The organism is Brevundimonas sp. (assembly GCF_036676055.1).
Lineage (GTDB): Bacteria > Pseudomonadota > Alphaproteobacteria > Caulobacterales > Caulobacteraceae > Brevundimonas.
Genome location: NZ_JAKFDS010000021.1, coordinates 17,428 through 37,890, shown reverse-complemented (window position 1 = coordinate 37,890; position 20,463 = coordinate 17,428). Strand labels below are relative to the sequence as shown.

Sequence of the window (20,463 nt, the reverse complement as noted above, 5' to 3'; positions counted from 1 at the left end):
CCTGCCGATGATCCTTTGGACCAGACACGGTGGAAACGATGACCGGCCTTCGACTGACAACCCTGCTCGCGGTCTCCGCCAGCGCACTGACTCTCGCCGCGTGCGGCTCGGCCGAGGTGGCCTCGCCCGGCGAAGGCGATTTCGGCGGCGGCACCGGCGGCACCGGCGGGGGCCCCGTGACCCCGCCCCCGGGCACCCCGGCGACGGATTGCCCGACCGGCTTCGCCAACGTGGGCCTGGTCGCCAACAACACCCTGCGCGTCTGCCAGCTGCCGCAGCAGATCCTCGGCGCCCTGACGGTGCCGCTGCGCGCCGGCACCATCTATTCGATCAGCGGCCGCACCGAAGTCGGCACCGACCGCGGCATCGACCCGGCCTCGCCGACCCCGGGCAGCGCCCAGGGCATCCTGACCATCGAGCCGGGCGTGCGCCTGTTCGCCTCGGGCGGCTCGGACTATCTGATCGTCAACCGCGGCTCGCAGATCTTCGCCGAGGGCACGGCCACCCAGCCGATCGTCTTCACCAGCCGTCAGAACATCGAAGGCACCACCAACGAGTCCTCGCAGGGCCAATGGGGCGGCCTGGTCATCGCCGGCCGGGCGCCGCAGGCCAACTGCCAGCTGACCGCGCCGGTCACCTGCACCGGCACCGTCGAGGGCACCAGCGCCTTCTACGGCGGCAATACGCCCACCGATAACTCGGGCCGCATCCGCTATGTGCAGATCAAGTTCTCGGGCTTCGAGATCTCCACCGGCAACGAGCTGCAAGGCCTGACCATGGCCGGCGTCGGCTCGGGCACCACGGTGGACCACGTCCAGATCCACAACAGCTCGGACGACGGCATCGAAATCTTCGGCGGCAACGTCAACCTGCGCCACCTGGTCATCACCGGCGCGGACGACGACGGCCTGGACACCGACACCGGCTGGCGCGGCGGAGCCCAGTTCGGCATCGTCACCCAGCGCCCGCCCAATGCGACCAGCCGCAGCGCCGGCTTCGAGTTCTCGTCCGCCCCGGCCTCGACGCCGCTGGCCACGCGTTACGTGTCGCAGGCGAAGATCGCCAACTTCACCCTGGTCGGCCGCAACTCGCCGACCAACGCCCACACCGTCGCCCACTTCGACACCGGGACCGATCCGACGATCATCAACTCGGTGTTCACCAGCGTGGCGGGCTCGCAGGCCGGCTGTCTCGACATCGCGGACGCCGACACCGAGACCAGCCTGCCGACCTTCAGCTCGGTGTTCATGTCGTGCGGCATCTCCTACCGCCCGGCCAACGCCGCGCGGTCGCAGGCGGTGTTCACCGCCGGGACCAACAACACCGCGGCCGGGGCCTCGACCCTGACCGCTCCGGCCTCGGGCACCAGCCTGAGCAACCAGGTCCTGACCTTCATCAACGGCGCCAACGAGACTGCGGTCCCCGTGGCCAACGCCCCGGCGGTCTATCCGTTCTTCACCGCCACGACCTACATCGGCGCCGTCCAGAACGCCGCCGACACCTGGTGGCAGGGCTGGACCTGCGGCCTGACCGCGGGCGCGACCTGCTGATGACGGATGCGGCGGCGGCTCCCCCGAGCCGCCGCCGGCTTTCGCCCGTCCGTTGAAACTCTCCAAGGCGCAGATCATGAAGACCGCTCACCTGACCCTCACCGGGCTCCTGCTGGCCACCAGTGCGCTGATCGCGCCCGGAATCGCCGCCGCCCAATCGCAACCCGCGCCGGCCGTCGGCGATTCGTCCCCGACCCAGCCGCAGGAGCCTGAGGAAACCCAGGTGGACGAGGTGGTCGTGCTGGGCCGCTACATCCCCGAGCCGAACCGGGAGAGCTCCGAGGTCGCCGCCTTCCTGACGACCGAGGACCTCGAGCGCACGGGCGACTCCAGCGCCGCCGCCGCCCTGACGCGGGTCACGGGCCTGACCGTCGTCGAGGGACGGTTCATCTATGTCCGGGGCCTGGGCGAGCGCTATTCGTCCGCCCTGCTGAACGGCTCGCCCCTGCCGAGCCCCGAACCCCTGCAACGGGTGGTGCCGCTGGATCTGTTCCCCTCGAACATTCTCGAGAGCGTGACGGTCCAGAAGAGCTATTCGGCCAACTATCCGGGGGAGTTCGGCGGCGGCGTCATCGACCTGAGGACGGTGGACGCGCCCAACGAGCCCTTCTTCAACTTCTCGGCCTCGATCGGCGGCAACACCGAGACGACCAACGAGGAGAGCCTGATCTACTACGGCTCGCGCACGGACTTCACGGGCTTCGACGACGGCACCCGCGACGTGCCGGGACCCATCGCCCTGGCCTTCGGGTCCGGCCGGCAGATCAACCGCGCCAATTTCTCGACCAACGAACTGCAGGCCATGGGCCAAGCGCTGGTCAACGCGCCTCTGCGCCTGCTGCAGCGCGAGACCACGCCGGTGAATTTCGGCTTCGAGGCCACCGGCGGCCTGTCCAGCGACAGCAGCCTCGGCACGGTCGGCCTGATCGCCGTCGCCGGCTACAGTAACAGCTGGAGCACCCGCAACGGCTTCCAGGAAGAAGGCCAGTTCTCGGGCGGCGCCATCGTCCCGGTGACCAGCAAGGCCTTTGAGTCGAACCAGAACGACGTCCAGCTCAACCTGCTGGGCGGGCTGTCGCTGACGCGGCCCGACCATGAGCTGAAGTGGACCAATTTCTACGTCCGCAGCACCACGAAGGAAGCCCGCACCAGCGCCGGTCCAGACCTGAGCGCGGGCGGCGCGATCATCCGCGACGACTACACCGAATGGTTCGTCCGCCAGTTGTTCTCGACCCAGCTGAGCGGCGAGCACGTGTTCATGGATGGGGCGCTGGAGTTCGACTGGCGCGGCGCCTGGGCCCGCACCTCGCGGGACGCGCCGTATGAGTCGCGCTTCCAGTACGGCGTCAACGCCGCCGGCGACTACATCCACAATCCGTCCAATCTGATCTCGTTCAGCGAACTGGACGAGGATGTGATCTCCGGCGGGGCCGATGTCCGCTACACCCTGCCGCTGTCGGACTATCGTGAAGCGGTGTTCAGCCTCGGCGTGGCCCATACGGACAGCAGCCGCGACGCCACCCGTCGCGACCTGCAGCTGACGGCGGTCAGCGGGCTGACCGACGAACAGCGGGCCTCGCGGATCGACTATCTGTTCTCCGACTTCAACATCAATCCGACCACGATCGAACTGCGGCAGGTCGCAGGCACCAACGGCGCCGGCGCCTATGAGGCCGAGCTGACGGTCGACGCCGTCTACGCCCAGGTCGACGCCGAGATCATTCCGCTGGTTCGCACCACGGCCGGGGTCCGGTTCGAGGACGGCCGGCAGTCGGTGACTCCGCTCGACCTGTTCGGCGGCGCCTCCACCTTCGCAGCCACCGAAATCGAGGAGCAGTATTACCTGCCCTCCTTCACCGCGACGTGGAACTTCGCCGAGGACCAGCAGCTGCGCTTCGGCGCCTCGAAGACGATCGGCCGGCCCCAGTTTCGTGAACTGGCGCCGCAGTCCTACATCGACCCGGAAAGCGACCGCGAGTTCACCGGCAACCCGTTCCTGGTCGACACCGAGATCCTGAACCTCGACGCCCGGTACGAGTGGTATTTCGCCCGGCAGCAGTTTCTGACCGCCGGCGTCTTCTACAAGGATCTGGACAAGCCGGTGGAGTCGGTCGTCGTGCTGACCGGCGACCAGCGCCAGCAGTCGTTCCTGAACGCGCCCAAGGCTACGGTCTACGGCGCCGAGGTCGAGGCCAAGAAGTATTTCGAGTGGCCGGACGCCGGCTCGTCCTTCATCGCCAACAAGCGCTGGCTGGTGCAGGCCAACTACACCTGGTCGACCTCAGACGTGCAGGTCGGCGCGGACGACGTGGTCTTCACCCAGGGCGGCGGCGGCGCGCCGGAACAGGCGTCCTTCTTCATCGCCGACGGCAGCCGGCTGCAGGGTCAGTCCGACCATGTCGCCAACCTGCAGCTGGGCTGGGAAGACGACACCGCGCGGTCGCAGGCGACGATCATCGTCAACTACGTCAGCGAGCGGATCACCGCCCGCGGCGCCGGCGCGGCCGGCGCGCGCGAGCCCGACTACATCCAGGACCCGGGCGTGTTCCTCGACTTCGTCTACCGCAAGGACTTCGAATATGCGGGTCGCGATCTCGGCTTCGCCCTCGAACTGCGCAACCTTCTGAACACCGACTACGACGAGTTCCAGGAGCTTGGGAACAAGATCCTGATCAACAACTACGAGCTGGGTTCCAGCGCGACGGTCAGCCTGACCGCCCGCTTCTGACCGTCACACGGGGAGGCTGCCGCACCGCGGCCTCCCCGTCCGTGATTGCAGATTTGCGGCACTTGGTCCGGACCCGTCGCAACCGTCACCGCAACTTCTCTGGTCCGTCATGAGGCCGTGAAGCCCGGACACGGACGATTGGTCTACGAGGCTTTCGGGCCGTCGGGGCCCGTCGGGGCCTGCGATCGTGATCGGCGCAATTCGCAACTGGAGTACGGGGATCCGGGAGACTCTCGCCGCCCGCCCGGACCGGGTGCGGAGCGGCGTCGAGGCGGCGCTGGCGCTGGTTCTGATCGTCCAGCTGGGCCGACTGGCGTGGATCGCGGTCGAGCCGGTCGAGATCCCGGCCGCGGCAACGACGAGGCCCCCGGCCAAACCCGTCGACTTTTCCGTCTTCCAGCGTTTCGACGCCTTCTTCCGCACCGGGGCCCAGGGCAATCCGGTCGAGGATGCCGGCGGCGGCCAGATGCGGCTGTTCGGCCTTCGCTCGGATGGCGCCGGCGGCGGCTCCGCCATCATCGGCCTGGTGGACGGGCGTCAGCTGTCCGTCGCCGTGGGCGAGACCCTGGAGCCCGGGCTGATCCTTCAGTCGGTGGGGTCCGACCATGTCGTTCTGGCCCGGGGAAGCTCGCTGAGCCGGCTTGTCTTCAGCGACCTGCCCACCGGGGCCGCGCCGCCGCCGCCTCCGGTCCCTCAGACCGTCACGCCCAACCCCGCCCCGCCCGCCGGTCCGACAATCGATCCGGCGCGGCTGATGGCGGAGGGGTCGCTGCGGCCGCGGATGCAGGGCGTTCGCCTCAACGGCTTCACCATCGCCGACGGGGCCGACGCGGGGCTGCTGGACGCCGCGGGCCTGCAGGCCGGCGACGTCATCCTCTCGGTCAACGGCGTCGCGCTCGACAGCCCGGCCCGCATCGCCGGCCTGCGCGGCCAGCTGGCGAACGCAGCCAGCGCCGAAATCCGCTTCGAGCGGGACGGCGCGTCGCAGACCACCACCATAAGGACAGGCCGTTGAAACCGACCCGCCACAGAGCCCTCGCCGGCGTCCTCGCCGCTGTCCTGCTGGCCCAGGGGCCGCTGGCCGCAACGCCGGTGCGGGCGCAGGCGGGCCAGACCCTGAACGTGCAGGGCGCCGACATCCGCGCCTTCATCCAGGACGTGGCCCGCTCGACCGGCCGCACCTTCATCGTCGATCCGGCGGTGACGGGCACTGTGACGGTGACGAGCGACCGGCCGCTGTCCCGCGCCCAGCTGTTCGAGGTCTTCCTGTCGACCCTGCGCGCCAACGGACTGGTGGTGACGCCGACGAGCTCGGGCGCCTACCGCATCAGCCCGGCGCAGGGCGCGGCCCAGGGACCGGCGACGGTCGGGGCCGAGCGGTTCGCCACCGAGGTGTTCCAGCTGCGCAACATCGACGCCGCCTCCGCTGCCGAGACCATCCGGCCGCTGGTCGGGCCGCAGGGCCAAGTGTTGCCCAATGCGGGGGCCAACAGCGTCGTGGTCGCCGACTTCGCCGACAATCTGGCCCGCATCCGCGCCCTGATCGGCCGCATCGACGTCGACCGCACCGGTTTCGAGGTGGTGACGCTGGAAAACTCATCGGCGCGCGAGATCGCCGCCGTGCTGCAGTCGGTGCTGGCGCCGCCGGGTGGCCAGCCGGGTCAGGGCATGGTGTCGGTGACGCCGGTGGAGAGCTCGAACTCGGTCGTGCTGCGCGGCGACCCTTCGGCCGTGGCGCGGGTGCGCCCGCTGATCGAGGACCTCGACCGGCGGGCCCAGTCGGCTGACGACGTCAAGGTGGTCTTCCTGCAGCACGCCAATGCCGAGGCCCTGCTGCCGGTGCTGCAGCAGATCGTCGGCCAGCCGGTGACGGCGGCCAGCGCCAATGCGACGCCGGCCGCAGTCCGGGGCGGCGGGAGCGGCGGCGACAGCGAGGTCGCCTCGGCGGCGCCCTCCCCGGCCGCCCCTGTGCCGGGCCAGCGCGCCACCATCGCCCGCTTCCCGGGCGCCAATGCCCTGGTGATTTCGGCCTCGGGCGACACCCAGCGGATGCTGGCCGAGGTCATCCGCCAGCTGGACCAACGCCGACAGCAGGTGCTGATCGAGGCCATCGTCGTCGAGCTGTCGGACAACGCCGTCAAGGAGCTGGGCGTGCAGTGGCTGCTGGCCGGCGAGGACGGCAATCCGGTCGGCCTGACCAACTATTCGGACCGCGCCACGCCGCTGGTCCCGATCGCCGGCGGGGCCGGGGCGGGCCAGCTGGACGAGGACGATCCGCTGCGCGAGCAGCTGCAGAACCTGGCGCTGAACACCCTGCTGGGCGCCAACGGCTTCGTCGGCGGCGGCGGCGGGCGGATCGGCGACGGCCTGTTCGGCTTCATCATCAACGCCGCCAAGACCGACGACGGCTCCAACCTGCTGCAGACGCCGTCGCTGATGACCCTCGACAACGAGGAGGCGACCATCCTGGTCGGTCAGGAGGTGCCGATCACGACCGGCGAGACCCTGCTGGACGGCAACTCCAACCCGTTCCGCACGACCCAGCGGCAGGACATCGGCGTCAAGCTGATCGTCCGCCCCCAGATCAACGCCGGCGGCTCCATCACCCTGTTCATGCGGCAGGAGGTGTCGAGCATCAATGGCGTGCTGTCCAACTCGGCCAGCGATCTGGTGCTGAACAAGCGGGAGCTGGAGACGACGCTGGTGGTCGACGACGGCGACATCGCCGTGGCCGGCGGCCTGCTGGACCAGAACGACCGGATGTCGGTCGACAAGGTGCCGGGGCTGGGCGACATCCCCGGGATCGGCGCCCTGTTCCGCTCGACCAGCCGACAGCGCGGCCGGACCAATCTGATGGTCTTCATCCGCCCGAGCATCATCCGGTCGCAGGCCGACGCCCAGGCGCTCGCCGCCGACCGCTGGGGCTATATGCGGCAGCAGCAGCTTAACAACGATCCGACGGTGGAGCCCAGCCTGGACGAGATGCTGCGCGAATACATGCGGACCCAGGCGCCGGTCGCCCCACCGGCGGTCGACACGGCGCCGGTGGGCGAGGTGACCGTCTCGCCCCTGCCGCCCGCCCAGTCCGCGCCGCAAGAGTGACGGCGGCATGATCACCCTCGTCAATCCGACCCTGCCCTACGGTTTCGCCAAGCGGCACGGCGTCATCCTGCTGGACGCGGGCGAGATCGCCCTGGTCGGCCTGAGGGAGGGGGCCGATCCGTCGGCGCTGGTCGAGACCCGCCGGGCGCTGGGCCGGGCGCTGCGGATCGAGCGGCTGAGCCAGGCCGAGTTCGACCGGCGGCTGTCGCAGGTCTATGCCGGCGACCATCTGAACGCGACCGACGGCGACGATCTGGACATGCCGTCGGGGCTGGACAGCCTGATCGACGACATCCCCGCCGCCGCCGACCTGCTGGACACGGCCGACGACGCCCCGGTCATCCGGCTGATCAACGGCATCATCGCCGAGGCTGTGCGGGCCGGGGCTTCGGACATCCATCTGGAGCCCTACGAGACCGCCCTGACGGTGCGGATGCGGGTGGACGGGGTGCTTCGCGAGGCGCTGTCGCTGAACCCGCGGATCACGCCGCTGCTGGTCTCGCGGATCAAGGTCATGGCCCGGCTCGACATCGCCGAGAAGCGGGTGCCGCAGGACGGCCGCATCCCGCTGACCCTCGGCGGCAAGTCGCTGGACGTGCGGGTCTCCACCCTGCCCTCGCGGGCCGGCGAGCGGGTGGTGCTGCGCATCCTCGACAAGGACCAGGCCGAACTGAAGCTGGACCAGCTGGGCATGACCGGCGAGACGCTGGACGCCTTCCGCGCGGCGCTGCGCGAGCCCAACGGCATCATCCTCGTCACCGGGCCGACGGGGTCTGGCAAGACGACCTCGCTGTACGCCGGCCTGTCGCTGCTCAACGACTCCACGCGCAACATTCTTACGGTCGAGGACCCGGTCGAATACGCCATCGACGGCGTCGGCCAGACCCAGGTCAACACCAAGGTCGGCATGACCTTCGCCGCAGGCCTGCGGGCTATCCTGAGGCAGGACCCGGACGTGGTGATGGTCGGCGAGATCCGCGATGTCGAGACGGCCCGGATCGCGGTGCAGGCCTCGCTGACCGGACATCTGGTGCTGTCGACGGTGCACACCAATGACGCGGCGGGCGCCATCACCCGGTTGAGGGACATGGGGGTCGAGCCCTTCCTGCTGGCCTCGACGCTGCGGCTGATCGTGGCCCAGCGGCTGGTGCGGCGACTGTGCCCGGCGTGCCGCCGGTCGGAGCCGGCGGACCGGACCACAGCGCGGCTGCTGGGGGTCAAGGCCGGACAGCCGGTCTGGCGGGCGCAGGGCTGTGAACGCTGCCGACAGACCGGCTACGTCGGGCGGGTCGGCCTCTATGAGGTCATCGCCGTCGACGACCGCGTGCGCCGGCTGATCGCCGCCGAAGCCGACGAGGAGGCCATCAACGCGGCGGCGTTCGAGCGGGTGGACACCCTGACGCAGCGGGCGCGCGCCTTCGTGCTCGCCGGCCTGACCTCGGTCGAGGAGGCGGTGCGCGTCACGCGGCAGGATGTCGGGGCCCTGCAGGGCGACGCGCCCGCGGCGGAGGCGGCGGCCTGATGGCGGCGTTCGACTATGTGGCGGTGGACGCGGGCGGGCGCACGGTGACGGGGGCGCTGGTCGCCGCCGACGAGGCCGCCGCGCGGGGCCTGCTGGAACGTCGCAGACTGATGCCGCTGGAGATCACCCCGGCGCGCGGCGCGGCGCAGAAGCCCGTGCCCGTGGCGATGGCGCGCGCCGGCAAGCTCAACGCCAAGACCCTGGCCCTGACGACGCGGCAGCTGTCGACCCTGGTGTCGGTGGCGCCGATCGAGGAGGCGTTGCGGACCATCGCCCTGCAGGCCGATCGGCCCGCCGTGCGCCAGGTGCTGGAAGGCGTCCATGGAGGCGTCATGGAGGGCCGGCGGCTGTCGGACGCCATGGCGCTGCAGGGGCAGGCGTTTCCGCCGCTGTACCGGGCCATGGTCTCGGCCGGGGAGACGTCGGGCGCGCTGGAGCCGATTCTGGAGCGGCTGGCGGACGGGCTGGAGCGCGACCAGACGGTGCGCGGCAAGGTGATCACGGCGCTGGTCTATCCGGCCGTGCTGGCGGCGGTGGCGCTGGGCGTCATTGGCGCGTTGATGACCTTCGTGGTGCCCAGGGTCGTCGACCAGTTCGACAGCATGAACCAGACCTTGCCGCTGCTGACGCGGCTGGTGATCGGCGTGTCGGATCTGATGCGCGACTGGGGCTGGCTGGCGGCCGTGCTGCTGTTGCTGGCGGGTCTGGCGGGGGCGGCGGCGTTGAGGAATCCGGCCGTCCGGCTGCAGGCCGATACGGCCCTGCTGCGGCTGCCGCTGATCGGCCGGCTGACCCGCGACCTGCACGGCGCGAAGATGGCGAGGACCCTGTCGACCATGATCGCGGCGGGCCTGCCGGTGCTGGAGGGACTGACCATCACCGGCCGCACCGTCTCCAACCGCCGCCTGCGGCTGGCCACCGAGACCATGGCCGACGCCGTGCGCGAGGGCGGCGGCCTGTCGGCCGCGATGCGCCGGGCCGACGTCTTCCCGCCGATCCTCGTCTACATGACCGCCTCGGGCGAGAGCAGCGGCCGGCTGGAGCCGATGCTGGAACGCGCCGCCGACTATCTGGAACGCGAATTCTCGACCTTCACCGCCGTGATGCTGAGCCTGCTCGAGCCGGCCATCATAGTCGTCATGGGCGGCGTTGTGGCGATGATCGTGCTGTCGATCCTTCTTCCCATTCTGCAGATCAACACCCTGGCGATGGGGTGAGGAGCGTAGCCATGACGACTGAAATCGAAGACAAAACCGCGAAGCGTCGAAAGCGCCCGGGCTTTACGCTCGTCGAACTGATGGTGGTGATCGTCATCATCGGCCTGCTGGCTACGGTGGTGGCCATCAACGTTCTGCCCAGCCAGGACCGGGCCATGGTCGGCAAGGCGAAGGCCGACATCTCGGTGCTGGAGCAGGCGATCGAGACCTATCGCCTCGACAATCTGACCTTCCCGGACGACCTCCAGGCGCTGGTCGCGGCGCCGGCCGGGCTGGCCCAACCGGAGCGCTATCGCGAGGGCGGCTACGTCCGGCGCCTGCCCGAGGATCCGTGGGGCAATCCGTACCAGTACCGCCGCCCCAGCACGCACGGCGGCCAGTTCGACGTCTTCTCCCTCGGAGCGGACGGTCGCGAAGGGGGCGAGGGCAATGACGCCGACCTCGGCAACTGGCAGGCCTGATCGCCGCGGGCGCCGGGCGGGTTTCACGCTGGTCGAACTGTTGATGACGGTGACCATCATCGGTCTGGCGGCCGGCGCCGTGGTGCTGTCCGTGCCCGATCCCAGGCCGTCGGTGGCGGAAGACGCCGAGCGCTTCGCCGCGCGCCTGTCACGGGCGCGCGAGGAGGCCGTGCTGACCAATCGACCGGTGGCGGTCGAGGCGACGGCCGTCGGCTACGGCTTCTCCGTCTTCGACGGCGCGGACTGGTCGCCGCTGACGGATGGGCCCTTCGGTTCGGAGACGTGGAGCGAGGGCGTGTCCGTGTCGCCGACAGAACCGGTCCGGATGGTGTTCGACCCGACCGGCGTGGCCGAGCCCGCGACCCTGACCCTGAGCCGCGACGGGCGCGCCTCGCGCATCGAGATCGACGGCGCCGGCGAGGTGACCATCAATGGCTGAGCGCCCCAAATCCCCAAGGGACGGCTTCACCCTGATCGAGCTGCTGGTCGCCCTGGCGGTGTTCAGCCTCGCCGCCATGGCGCTGCTGAACCTCTCCGGCGAGAACACCCGCTCGGCGGCGCGGGTCGAGACGCGGACGCTGGGCGGGCTGGTGGCCGAGAACCTCGCGGTCGAGGCGATGATCGCGCCGCAAATCGCAGAGGGCGAGACGTCGGGCGTGGTCCCGCTGGCGGGCCGTCAGTGGCGCTGGACGCGGTCCGTAACGGGCGTCGAGGCCGGGATGGTGCGCATCGATATCCGGGTCGCCACTGACGAGGGACAGGCCGCAGAGCGCGCCCTGTTCCGGGCGCGGCCATGAGCGGGTCCCGTTCCGGCTTCACCCTCGTCGAGGTGCTGGTCTCCCTGCTGATCTTCGCCCTGATCGCAGCGGCGGGCGCGGCGGTGTTGAGCCTGTCGATCGACAACCGCTTCGCCATCAAGGCCGCCACCGACCGCACCGGCGACCTGCAACGGATGCGCAGCCTGCTGAAGGCCGATCTGGGACAGGCCAGCGGGCGGCGCTCGCGCGGGCCGACGGGTCGGCCGATGCCACAACCGATGAGCGGCGCGACCGTCCCCGGCGAGCCGGTGCTGGTCCTGACCCGGGCCGGCTGGAGCAATCCGGGCCAACGGCCGCGGCCGTCGCTGCAACGGGTCGAATACCGGCTGGTCGAGAACCGGCTGGAGCGGCGCGTCGCCACCCACCTGGACGGAGCGCGGCCGGGACCGCCGCAGGTGCTGTATCGCGGCGTCCGCGACCTGACCGTGGCCTTCGTCAAGGACGGACAGGAGGCGCCGGCCTATATCGCCACCGCCGAGCGGCCGCTGCCGGAAGCGGTGCGGATGCGGATGACGCTGGACGGCTTTGGCCCGGTCGAACAGCTTTTCCTCGTGGGCGGCGGCTGATGCGGCGCGGGGTGGACAAGCGCGAGGGCATGGCCCTGCTGACCGTGCTGCTGCTGGTGGCGGTGATGTCGGTCGTCGCCGTCGCCGTGCTGGACGATGTACGCTTCTCCGTGCGCCGCGCCACCAACGCCGAGACCCAGGCCCAGGCGCAGTGGTACGCCTCGGGCGCCGAGGTGTTGGCCCGGCGGCAGATCGCCGGCCTGATCAACGCCGGACCGACCCGCACGCCGCTTGAGCCCGAGTGGAACGGTCGCCGGCTGAGCTTCCCGATCGAGGCGGGGACGATCAGCGCCGTGGTCACCGACGGCCAGGCCTGTTTCAACCTCAACAGCCTGGTCGAGGGGTTCGGCGAGGACCTGATGGCGCGACCGCTGGGGACGGCGCAGTTCCTCGCTCTCGGCCGGGCCGTGGGCGCGCCGGACAGCCGCATGCGCGCCGTCGCCGACGCCCTGACCGACTGGCTGGACGCCGACGGCGAAGCGCGGCCGCTGGGGGCCGAGGACGGCGCATACGCCGGGCTGGAGACGCCCTACCGCACCGGCGGGGTGATGCTGGCCGAGGTCAGCGAGTTGCGCGCAGTCAAGGGCGTCGACGCGGACCTGTACCGCCGGCTGCGGCCGTTCGTCTGCGCCCTGCCGACCAGCCGGCTCTCGCCGCTGAACATCAACACCCTGACGCCGGAACAGGCGCCGCTGCTGATGATGCTGACCGACAACGCCCTGGGACCCGAGAGCGCCCGCGCCGTGATCGCCCGGCGGCCGCGGGCCGGGTGGGCGGACGCCGCCGCCTTCTGGTCTCAGCCCGCCCTGGCCGGGGTGGAGGTCCCGGACGAGGTCCGCAACCAGGTCACCGTCCTGACCCGCTACTTCAACCTGCGCGTCGATGTCGATTACGGCGGCGGCCGCGCGGTTCGCACCGCCCTCCTCGACGCACAGCCCGACGGCGCGGTGCGGACCGTCATCCAGCGCTGGATTCCCGAAGAATGAAACCGATCCGCCTGATCCTGATCCCAACCCTGCCCGGCCAGCCGGCGCCGTTCATGATCGTCGCCGCGGACGGGGGCGTGCTGGAGCGCGGAGCCCTGACTCCGGACGCACTGGAGCGGCCGGAACCGATGCGCACCGTCGCGGTATGCCCCGGCGCCGACGTCTCCGTGCGCTGGCTGGATCTGCCCGCGGGCGGGGCGGCCCAGCTGCGGGCAGCGGCGGCGTGGCGACTGCGCGAGGATCTGGCCGTGACGCCGGATCGGGTCGCCACCGTGGTGGGCCCGCCCTCCGGGCCGGGCGAGCCGAGGCTGGTCGCCGTGGTCAGCCACGGCCTGCTGCAGGCCTGGTCGGATTATCTGGACTCGCTGGGCGTCCGCCCCGACGTCGTCGTGCCGGACATGCTGACCCTGGCCGAACCCGATGATGCGGACGTCGTGCTGGCGGTGACCTTCGGCGAGAATGCGGCGCTGCGGGGTCGCCGCTTCGCCGTCACGGTGCAGCCGGATCTGGTGGACCTGGTCGCAGGCGACCGCCGCGTCGTCCCGCTTCAGGATCCGCGGACGGTCGAGCAGGCGCTGGCGGCCGCGGCGCGGTCCCCGGCCATCAATCTGCTGGACGCGGGAGACCGCGACCGAGCGGCGTCGCGGGCTGGATGGCGGCGCGCGGCGGGGCTGGCCGCTGCCGTCCTGGTCTCGCCGCTGCTGCTGACCGCCGCCGGAGCCGCCCGCGACGACATTGCCGCCCGCCGACTGGAAGCCGAGGCGGTGGCGGCGATCACGGTCGCGGCCCCCGAACTGGCGCGCGAAGCCGATCCGGCGGCCGCCCTGCGCCGCCGCGCCGCCGCAGCCCCGCCGCCCGGCGGAGTGACGGCCGCCGCCGCGGCCCTGTTCACCGCGATCGAGTCTGTCGAGGGGGCCGAGCTGGAGATGCTGGTGGCCGGGCCGGACGACGGGGTGAAGGCCACCCTCAGCCACCCGGCCTATTCGGACATTGAGGCGATCAACCTGCGGATGGCCGAGGCCGGCATGGCCGTCACCGAAACCGCCACCCTCGACGACGCCGGCCGCATCGTCAGCGACATCAGCATCGGAGCCCGCCCGTGAACGGTATCGTCGCCCAACTCCAGCAGGCCTGGGATGGACGCACCCGGCGGGAACAGCGGATGCTGGCCGTGATGGCGCTGCTCGCGGCGGCGGTCGTCGTCTGGCTGGGCGTGGTCCGCCCGGTCAACGACTGGCGGGCCGAGGCGGCCAACAATCATGCCCGCGCCGGCGCCGAACTGGTCGAGGTCCGAACGGCGCTGACGCACCTGGCGCCCGCAAAGGCCGGCCGGGCCCGCATGGACGCCCGGGGTCTGGAGCCGGTTGTGGTCCAGACGGCGGAGGCGGCGGGTCTCAAGCTCACCACTGGTATGGATGCGTCGGGCCGGCTCGGGTTCCGCGCAGCCGGAGCGCCAGCGGCCGCCGTGTTCGGCTGGCTGGCGGCCCTTGAGACGACCCACGGGCTCCGGCCCGCGAGCCTGAGCGTGTTCGAGAACGCCGACGCGACCCTGCAGGTCGAGGGGGCGTTCTAAGCCTGCCGCACAGGCTCGCGCCTGAACGACTGCAGAACTCCGGAAAGCGGGAAGGTTCTGGCGGAGACGGAGGGATTCGAACCCTCGGTACCCCTTACAGGGTACGACGATTTAGCAAACCGTTGCCTTCAGCCACTCGGCCACGTCTCCGGCAGGCGGCGTGGATAGCGGAGCGCGCGTGCGGGCGCAACGGGTCTTGGTGATGCGACGGGGCAGGCCACCGTTAACGCGACAGTGAGAGGGCCTGTGCAAGGTGGCGACGAACCCGCCGGATATGAGCCGAGATTGACCGACGCCGCGAACCGCCTTTCGTTCGACGCCGACCCGGCCGCCACGGCCGGCGGTTTCGACGTGTCGGGATTGCAGGCGCTAGCCGCCTCCTCCGCCGTGGGGCAAGGTCGCGGCGCACGGGCCGCGGGGTCGGCCCGGCGCGGGCCGTTCCGCCCCGAAGTCTGGCTGAACGCCCGGCAGAGGCACGCCTCGCGGCTGGCGGCGCACTATTTCCGGGCCTTCGACGTGCTGGCGGTGACGGCGGTCACCCTGCTGTGCGCCTGGGCGGCGACGCCGGGGCCGCTGCTGCACGCCGAGGCGTCGCGGCTGGCGCCTTTCGCTCTCGGGGCCCTGACGGTGCTGGGCCTGATGCGGTCTCTGGGCCTCTACCGGTTCGCCCGCGGCCAGAAGGCGTCGCTTCATCTGGCCTCGGTGGCGGGGATTGTCGCGGCCGGGGCGGCGGCGGCCCTGATCTCGGGCGGGCTCCTTCTCGGAGCCGAAGCGCAATGGTCGGCCTGGCTGGTGTGGAGCGGGCTGGTGCTGGTCAGCCTGTACGGCCTGCACATGGGCTGGAGCGACCTGGTCGGACGCTGGCGGGCATCGGGCGCGCTGACGCCGAACATCGTGCTGGTCGGGGCGACGCGGCGGGCCGAGACCCTGATCCGCGAGGCGCTGAAGCGGCGCGATCTGAACGTGCTGGGGATCTTCGATGACCGGCTGGCGCGCTCGCCAGAGGCGATCGAGGGCGTGCCGGTGCTGGGCACGGCGGACGACCTGCTGACCCACAAGATGACGCCCTATGTCGACCGGGTCGTGCTGGCCATCGATCCGAAGGCGGAGGCCCGGGTGCGCGAGCTGACAGCGCGGCTGCGGACCCTGCCGAACGAGGTCACCCTGCTGGTCGAGCCGAACGGGGAGGCGGAGACGCGATCGGCGCTGAACCGGCTGGCGGCGGCGCCCCTGGCCGATGTGCAGGGACCGGTCGACCATGACCGCCGGGCCTTCAACAAGCGGCTGCAGGATCTGGTGATCGGCCTGATCGCCCTGGTGCTGCTGGCCCCCGTGATGGCGGTCATCGCCGCAGCCATCCGGCTGGACAGCCCCGGGCCGATCTTCTTCCGCCAACGCCGCCATGGCTTCAACCACGAGGAGATCGTGGTGTGGAAATTCCGCTCGATGAAGCAGGAGGCCGCCGATGCGACCGCCAGCCGGCAGGTGACGCACGACGACGACCGGGTCACCCGCGTCGGCCGCTTCATCCGCAAGACCAGCCTCGACGAACTGCCGCAGCTGCTGAATGTGCTCACCGGCGAGATGTCGCTGGTCGGGCCCCGGCCCCACGCCATCGGCATGAAGACCGGCCATGTCGAAAGCGCCCGGCTGGTGGCGGAATACGCCCATCGTCACCGGATCAAGCCCGGCATGACGGGCTGGGCCGCCGTCAACGGCTCGCGCGGGCCGCTGCACACGGCGCAGGACGTGCGCACGCGGGTGCGGCTGGACATCGAATATGTCGAGCGCCAGTCGCTTTGGCTGGACCTGTGGATCATGGCCATCACCATTCCGGTCCTGCTGGGCGACCGTTCGGCGGTCCGCTGAGATGTTCTGGCGCGGCGTCTGGGGCTATCTGCCCGCCAATATCGTGCAGGGGGTGGTCGGCTTTCTGGCCATCGTGCTGTTCACCCGCCTGTTGAGTCCCGAGGATTTCGGCCGCTACGCCCTCGCCTTCTCGGTCATGACGCTGGCGCACGTCGCGGTGTTCAGCTGGCTGGAGGCGGCCATGGCGCGGTTCTGGGCGGCGCAGGAGCCCGGGGCCGCGACGCAGGGGCATTTCGCTTCGCTGTACCGCACCGCCTTCGCCCTCAGCGCCGGCTTCCTCGTGCTCACGGCGCTGTCGATGTGGATCTGGCCAGGCGACCCGTTGTTCCGGATCGCCCTCGCGGCAGGTCTGGCGGGCGTGCCGGCGCGCAGTCTGGTCAAGCTGGGTCAGGAGCGATTCCGCGCCGCCGGAGAGGTCGGCAAGGCGGCGGGACTGGACATCGCCGTGACCATCGGCGGCCTCGTCATCGGCGTCGGCTTCGCCCTCGCCGGATGGGGCGGGGCCGCGCCGCTGCTGGGCATTGGACTTGCCCCTCTGGCCGCCCTGCCCTTCGTGCTGCCGGGCGAGCTGAGGCAGGCGCGCGGCGGCGGCTTCGAGCCGGCGCGGGTGCGCGGCTACGCCCTGTACGGCTATCCGATCGCGGCCTCGCTGGCCCTGACCGTAGTGCTGTCGTCGACCGACCGATTCCTGCTGGCGGCCTTCCTCGATGAGGCGGCGGTGGGCGCCTATCACGCCGGCTATTCGATCGCCAACCGGACGCTGGACGTGCTGTTTCTGTGGCTGGGATCGGCGGGGCAGCCGGCCCTGATCATGGCGCTGGAGCGCGGGGGACCGGGCCAGCTGAAGGCGGCGGCGCGGGAGCAGTTGTCGACCTTCCTGCTGATCGGTCTGCCGGCGGCGGCGGGCGTGGCGCTGGTCGCCCGGCCGCTCGCCGAGGTGCTGATCGGTGAGGAGTTGCGCGTCGCGGCGGCCAGCATCACGCCGTGGATCGCCCTGTCGGCCCTGCTGTACGGCCTCACCGCCTATTATTTCGGTCAGGCCTTCACCCTCGGCAAGAAGACGAAACTTCTGCTGGTGGCCATGGCGATACCGGCGGGGCTGAACGTGGTGCTGAACCTGATCCTGGTGCCGCTCTACGGCCTGATCGGGGCGGCATGGGCGACAGCGGCCAGCTTCGCCCTCGGCCTGCTGGCGACGCAGGTGATCGGGCGCCGGGTGCTGCCGCTGCCGATCCCGTGGGACAGTCTGATCCGCTGCGGCGTGGCCACGGGGGCGATGGCGCTGGTCGTGGCGCGGCTGCCATCCATCGGCGGGTTCGCGGAGCTGATGCTGGACGCGAGCGTCGGCGGGGTCGTCTATGCCGCCGTGGCCCTGACGCTGAACGCGGCGGGGGTGCGGGATGTGGCCCTGCGGCTGCTGGCGCGGAACCGGGACCGGAGGGCGACAGCATGACGGCGGCGCGGGCGAAGATCATCGACAACGCCGCCTGGAAGGGCGCCCGGCCGACCCTCTCGGTGCTGACGCCGTTCCTGCGCGACGACCCTGAGGAATTGCTCGCCCTGCTCGACGAGGAGGCGGCGTCGGTCGACGGGGCGGTCGAGGTCATCGTGCTGGACGACGGCACCCGCGATGCGACACTGACGGCGCGGCTGACTGCGCGGATCAAGACCATGGCCCTGCCCGCCCGGTTGATCACCCTGCCGGTCAACGAGGGGCGGTCGGTCGGCCGCAACCGGCTGGCGTCGGCGGCGCGGGGGGGCAGTCTGCTGTTCCTGGACAGCGACATGCGGCCCGACCATCGCCGCTTCCTGCGCGACTGGGCCGAGCTGGTGGCGCGCGAGGATCCGGCGGTGGCCTTCGGCGGCTTTTCGCTGTTGCAGGCGCCGACCGACGCGCGGTTCGCCGTGCACCGGGCCATGGCGGCGAAATCGGAGTGCGTGCCCTATACGGAACGGGCGCGGCAGCCGGAGAAATACGTCTACACCTCCAACCTGCTCGTGCGCCGCGACGTGTTCGAGGCCGAGGCCTTCGATCCCGGCTTCACGGGCTGGGGCTGGGAGGACGTGGAGTGGGCGATGCGAGTGTCGCGGCGCTTCCGGGTCGTGCACCTCGACAATGCCGCCACCCATATGGGTCTGGACACCGTGGCCTCGCTGGCCGGCAAGTATGAGCAGTCCGCGCCCAATTTCGCCCGCATGGCCGACCGCCATCCCGGGATCGTCGCGGCCTATCCCAGCTACAGGGCGGCGAAGCTGCTGAAGCGCCTCCCGGGTTTGCCATGGCTGCGCGGCCGGATGCGCAAGGCGGCCGAGGCAGACTGGCTGCCGGTGGCGGCGCGGGCCTTCTCGCTGCGCCTGTATCGGGCAGCCCTCTATGCGGACGCGGTGTAATGGCCGACGTCGCGATCATCGTTCCGACCCTGCGGCGCCCGGAGAGCCTCGAGCGGGCGCTACGCTCGCTGTTCGCCCAGACCGGCGTGGGGGACCGGATTTCGGAGATCGTGGTCGTGGACAACGACCCTTCGGGGTCGGCCGGGATCGGGGTCGAGGCCCTGCGCGGTCTGGCGCCGTGGCCGCTGGTGTATGTGCACGCGCCCCGACCCGGCGTGGCCACGGCCCGCAACGCCGGCCTCGGCGCCACCCGGGCCCCTCTGATCGCCTTCCTCGACGATGACGAGGCGGCCTCGCCCGGCTGGCTGGCCGCCCTGATCGAGGCGCAGGAGAGCACCGGCGCCGATGTCGTGTTCGGCCCGATCACCGGGCGCGCGCCCGATGCCGAGCCTTGGCTGAAGCCCTATCTGGAGCGGTTCTTCGGCCGCGAGGGACCCGGACGCAGCGGCCTGATCGATGAACCGTACGGCTGCGGCAACTCCCTGATGGTGCGCAGCGTCGCCCTGCCCGGACCGGCCCCGTTCGACGCGAGGGCCGACCATGCCGGCGGTGAGGACGACGCCCTGTTCGCGGGCCTGGCCGCCCGCGGAGGCCGTTTCGGCTGGGCCGCCGACGCCGCGGTCGAGGAGTTCGCGCCGGCCCATCGCGCGACCCTGAAATACGCCCTCGCCCGGGCTTTCGCCTACGGCCAGGGCCCCAGCCAGACGGCCGCGGCGGCGCGGGACTGGCCGGCGGTGCTGCGCTGGATGGTCGTCGGCGCTGGCCAGGCCCTGGTCTGGGGTGTCGGGGCCGCCTTGCTGACCCTGATCCGCAGCCCGAAGCGGGCGGACCTCTACGACCGCACGGCACGGGGCGTGGGAAAACTGTTCTGGATGAAGGGTCTGGAGCCGCACTTCTATGGCGTGCGCGAAGTAGCGCGGCTGGACGCGGCGCAGGCCTAGCCGGTCAGCCGCTTCAGGAAGGCCGGGGGCCGATAGGTCGAGCGGTTGACCACCACGCCGGCGATCCTGCCGCCCGCCGCCTCGATCTCGTCACGAAGGATCAGCGGGTCGCCCGCCGCCGTGCTCTCGGCCGCCACCACCAGCACCGTGGCGTCGACGAAGGGCGCCAGGGTGATGGCCATGGCGTTACGGTCGGCGGCAGGGCTGTCGATCACCACCGTGTCGGCATGTTTGCGCAGGGCGTCCCAGTAGCGGGGGTCGGCGATCGCCTCGGCCCGCTGACCCGAACGCAGGTGTTCGGCCGCGAACCGGGTGACCCAAAGCCGCCCGCCGAGGCAGGGGCGAGCTGTCAGCAAGCGGGCCGGATGCACCGGCTTGCCGGCCCGGTCGGTGATCCGCGGGGTGATGGCGAAGAAGATCGAGCCGTCCGGCGTCGCGATGGCCGCCTTGCCCAAGGCCCCGAAGCGGTCGGGTTCGGCCGCCACGGCCTCGAGCTGGCCCTGCTGCGCCAGATCGGCGTCGATCAGCCAGACCGGGCGACGGGCGCGCACGGCGGTCAGGCGGGCGTATTCGCGCGCCACGGTCGAGACGCCCTCGCCGGAGTTGGCGGCTGCGATCTGGATCACGCGGCCGCGGTGGCCCGGCGCCGGGCCCAGCGCCGCCCAGAGAGCCGCCATTTCGGATGTCAGGTCGACCATCGAATCGCTACGCGCCCGCTACAAGGCCCCACGCTACCATG

18 protein-coding genes and 1 tRNA gene are annotated in these 20,463 nt (G+C 71.2%); 17 read left to right on the top strand and 2 right to left on the bottom strand.

Annotation, left to right across the window (positions count from 1 at the left end; translation table 11 throughout):
• The first annotated feature begins 38 nt into the window (after positions 1 to 38).
• From V6M45_RS04165 to gspM, 13 genes are all read left to right on the top strand, one after another.
• Positions 39 to 1,550 carry a hypothetical protein gene (locus V6M45_RS04165; protein ID WP_332654224.1) on the top strand — a complete coding sequence of 504 codons (1,512 nt, stop codon included), beginning with the start codon at positions 39 to 41 and terminating at the stop codon, positions 1,548 to 1,550.
• A 76-nt stretch (positions 1,551 to 1,626) separates the two neighbouring features.
• Positions 1,627 to 4,278: a TonB-dependent receptor domain-containing protein gene (locus V6M45_RS04160; RefSeq protein ID WP_332654223.1), complete on the top strand. Its 2,652-nt coding sequence runs from the start codon at positions 1,627 to 1,629 to the stop codon at positions 4,276 to 4,278.
• Between the two features lie 187 nt (positions 4,279 to 4,465).
• A complete protein-coding gene (locus V6M45_RS04155; protein ID WP_332654222.1) occupies positions 4,466 to 5,293 on the top strand; it encodes a type II secretion system protein N in 828 nt (275 codons plus the stop codon).
• Positions 5,290 to 7,380, top strand: coding sequence for a type II secretion system secretin GspD (gspD, locus tag V6M45_RS04150; RefSeq protein WP_332654221.1), 2,091 nt, complete (start codon positions 5,290 to 5,292; stop codon positions 7,378 to 7,380). Before V6M45_RS04155 ends, gspD begins: the two co-directional genes overlap by 4 nt.
• A gap of 7 nt (positions 7,381 to 7,387) precedes the next feature.
• Positions 7,388 to 8,902, top strand: a complete 1,515-nt coding sequence (gspE, locus tag V6M45_RS04145; protein WP_332654220.1) for a type II secretion system ATPase GspE — start codon at positions 7,388 to 7,390, stop codon at positions 8,900 to 8,902.
• Positions 8,902 to 10,119, top strand: a complete 1,218-nt coding sequence (gene gspF, locus V6M45_RS04140; protein WP_332654219.1) for a type II secretion system inner membrane protein GspF — start codon at positions 8,902 to 8,904, stop codon at positions 10,117 to 10,119. The genes gspE and gspF overlap by 1 nt, the downstream gene beginning before the upstream one ends.
• 11 nt (positions 10,120 to 10,130) lie before the next feature.
• The gene (gspG, locus tag V6M45_RS04135; RefSeq protein WP_332654218.1) at positions 10,131 to 10,580 is read left to right on the top strand and encodes a type II secretion system major pseudopilin GspG; all 450 of its coding nucleotides are present in this window, start codon (positions 10,131 to 10,133) and stop codon (positions 10,578 to 10,580) included.
• Entirely contained in the window at positions 10,549 to 11,019 is a 471-nt protein-coding gene (locus V6M45_RS04130) for a GspH/FimT family pseudopilin (RefSeq protein WP_332654216.1), read from the top strand. The genes gspG and V6M45_RS04130 overlap by 32 nt, the downstream gene beginning before the upstream one ends.
• Positions 11,012 to 11,377 (top strand): type II secretion system minor pseudopilin GspI, encoded by a 366-nt coding sequence (gene gspI, locus V6M45_RS04125; protein WP_332654214.1) that lies wholly within the window; start codon positions 11,012 to 11,014, stop codon positions 11,375 to 11,377. Before V6M45_RS04130 ends, gspI begins: the two co-directional genes overlap by 8 nt.
• Positions 11,374 to 11,964, top strand: a complete 591-nt coding sequence (gene gspJ / locus V6M45_RS04120) for a type II secretion system minor pseudopilin GspJ (protein WP_332654212.1) — start codon at positions 11,374 to 11,376, stop codon at positions 11,962 to 11,964. Before gspI ends, gspJ begins: the two co-directional genes overlap by 4 nt.
• Complete coding sequence (gene gspK, locus V6M45_RS04115) at positions 11,964 to 12,950, top strand: type II secretion system minor pseudopilin GspK (protein WP_332654210.1); 987 nt, start codon at positions 11,964 to 11,966, stop codon at positions 12,948 to 12,950. The genes gspJ and gspK overlap by 1 nt, the downstream gene beginning before the upstream one ends.
• Complete coding sequence (gene gspL / locus V6M45_RS04110; RefSeq protein WP_332654208.1) at positions 12,947 to 14,053, top strand: type II secretion system protein GspL; 1,107 nt, start codon at positions 12,947 to 12,949, stop codon at positions 14,051 to 14,053. Before gspK ends, gspL begins: the two co-directional genes overlap by 4 nt.
• On the top strand, positions 14,050 to 14,523 hold the full coding sequence (gene gspM / locus V6M45_RS04105; RefSeq protein ID WP_332654206.1) for a type II secretion system protein GspM: 474 nt from the start codon (positions 14,050 to 14,052) through the stop codon (positions 14,521 to 14,523). The genes gspL and gspM overlap by 4 nt, the downstream gene beginning before the upstream one ends.
• Positions 14,524 to 14,581: 58 nt before the next feature.
• On the opposite strand, the gene V6M45_RS04100 is transcribed toward gspM, so the two are convergent.
• Positions 14,582 to 14,673, bottom strand: a tRNA-Ser gene (locus V6M45_RS04100).
• Between the two features lie 135 nt (positions 14,674 to 14,808).
• On the opposite strand from V6M45_RS04100, the gene V6M45_RS04095 reads away from it, so the two are divergent.
• From V6M45_RS04095 to V6M45_RS04080, 4 genes are read left to right on the top strand one after another with little or no spacing between them, the layout of a single operon-like run.
• Positions 14,809 to 16,392 (top strand): exopolysaccharide biosynthesis polyprenyl glycosylphosphotransferase, encoded by a 1,584-nt coding sequence (locus V6M45_RS04095; protein ID WP_332654204.1) that lies wholly within the window; start codon positions 14,809 to 14,811, stop codon positions 16,390 to 16,392.
• A gap of 1 nt (position 16,393) precedes the next feature.
• Positions 16,394 to 17,845 carry a lipopolysaccharide biosynthesis protein gene (locus V6M45_RS04090; protein WP_332654202.1) on the top strand — a complete coding sequence of 484 codons (1,452 nt, stop codon included), beginning with the start codon at positions 16,394 to 16,396 and terminating at the stop codon, positions 17,843 to 17,845.
• Positions 17,842 to 18,783, top strand: a complete 942-nt coding sequence (locus V6M45_RS04085) for a glycosyltransferase family 2 protein (protein WP_332654200.1) — start codon at positions 17,842 to 17,844, stop codon at positions 18,781 to 18,783. Before V6M45_RS04090 ends, V6M45_RS04085 begins: the two co-directional genes overlap by 4 nt.
• On the top strand, positions 18,783 to 19,724 hold the full coding sequence (locus tag V6M45_RS04080; RefSeq protein ID WP_332654198.1) for a glycosyltransferase family 2 protein: 942 nt from the start codon (positions 18,783 to 18,785) through the stop codon (positions 19,722 to 19,724). Before V6M45_RS04085 ends, V6M45_RS04080 begins: the two co-directional genes overlap by 1 nt.
• Here V6M45_RS04080 and V6M45_RS04075 read toward each other — a convergent pair.
• Positions 19,721 to 20,422, bottom strand: coding sequence for a hfsB (locus tag V6M45_RS04075; protein ID WP_332654197.1), 702 nt, complete (start codon positions 20,420 to 20,422; stop codon positions 19,721 to 19,723). The genes V6M45_RS04080 and V6M45_RS04075 overlap by 4 nt on opposite strands.
• Between the last annotated feature and the right edge of the window lie 41 nt (positions 20,423 to 20,463).

Coding starts and splice junctions, on each gene's coding strand:
- V6M45_RS04165 (WP_332654224.1), top strand. CDS start 39: ATGACCGGCCTTCGACTGACAACCCTGCTCGCGGTCTCCGCCAGCGCA.
- V6M45_RS04160 (WP_332654223.1), top strand. CDS start 1,627: ATGAAGACCGCTCACCTGACCCTCACCGGGCTCCTGCTGGCCACCAGT.
- gspE (WP_332654220.1), top strand. CDS start 7,388: ATGATCACCCTCGTCAATCCGACCCTGCCCTACGGTTTCGCCAAGCGG.
- gspF (WP_332654219.1), top strand. CDS start 8,902: ATGGCGGCGTTCGACTATGTGGCGGTGGACGCGGGCGGGCGCACGGTG.
- gspG (WP_332654218.1), top strand. CDS start 10,131: ATGACGACTGAAATCGAAGACAAAACCGCGAAGCGTCGAAAGCGCCCG.
- V6M45_RS04130 (WP_332654216.1), top strand. CDS start 10,549: ATGACGCCGACCTCGGCAACTGGCAGGCCTGATCGCCGCGGGCGCCGG.
- gspI (WP_332654214.1), top strand. CDS start 11,012: ATGGCTGAGCGCCCCAAATCCCCAAGGGACGGCTTCACCCTGATCGAG.
- gspJ (WP_332654212.1), top strand. CDS start 11,374: ATGAGCGGGTCCCGTTCCGGCTTCACCCTCGTCGAGGTGCTGGTCTCC.
- gspK (WP_332654210.1), top strand. CDS start 11,964: ATGCGGCGCGGGGTGGACAAGCGCGAGGGCATGGCCCTGCTGACCGTG.
- gspL (WP_332654208.1), top strand. CDS start 12,947: ATGAAACCGATCCGCCTGATCCTGATCCCAACCCTGCCCGGCCAGCCG.
- V6M45_RS04090 (WP_332654202.1), top strand. CDS start 16,394: ATGTTCTGGCGCGGCGTCTGGGGCTATCTGCCCGCCAATATCGTGCAG.
- V6M45_RS04085 (WP_332654200.1), top strand. CDS start 17,842: ATGACGGCGGCGCGGGCGAAGATCATCGACAACGCCGCCTGGAAGGGC.
- V6M45_RS04080 (WP_332654198.1), top strand. CDS start 18,783: ATGGCCGACGTCGCGATCATCGTTCCGACCCTGCGGCGCCCGGAGAGC.
- V6M45_RS04075 (WP_332654197.1), bottom strand. CDS start 20,422: ATGGTCGACCTGACATCCGAAATGGCGGCTCTCTGGGCGGCGCTGGGC.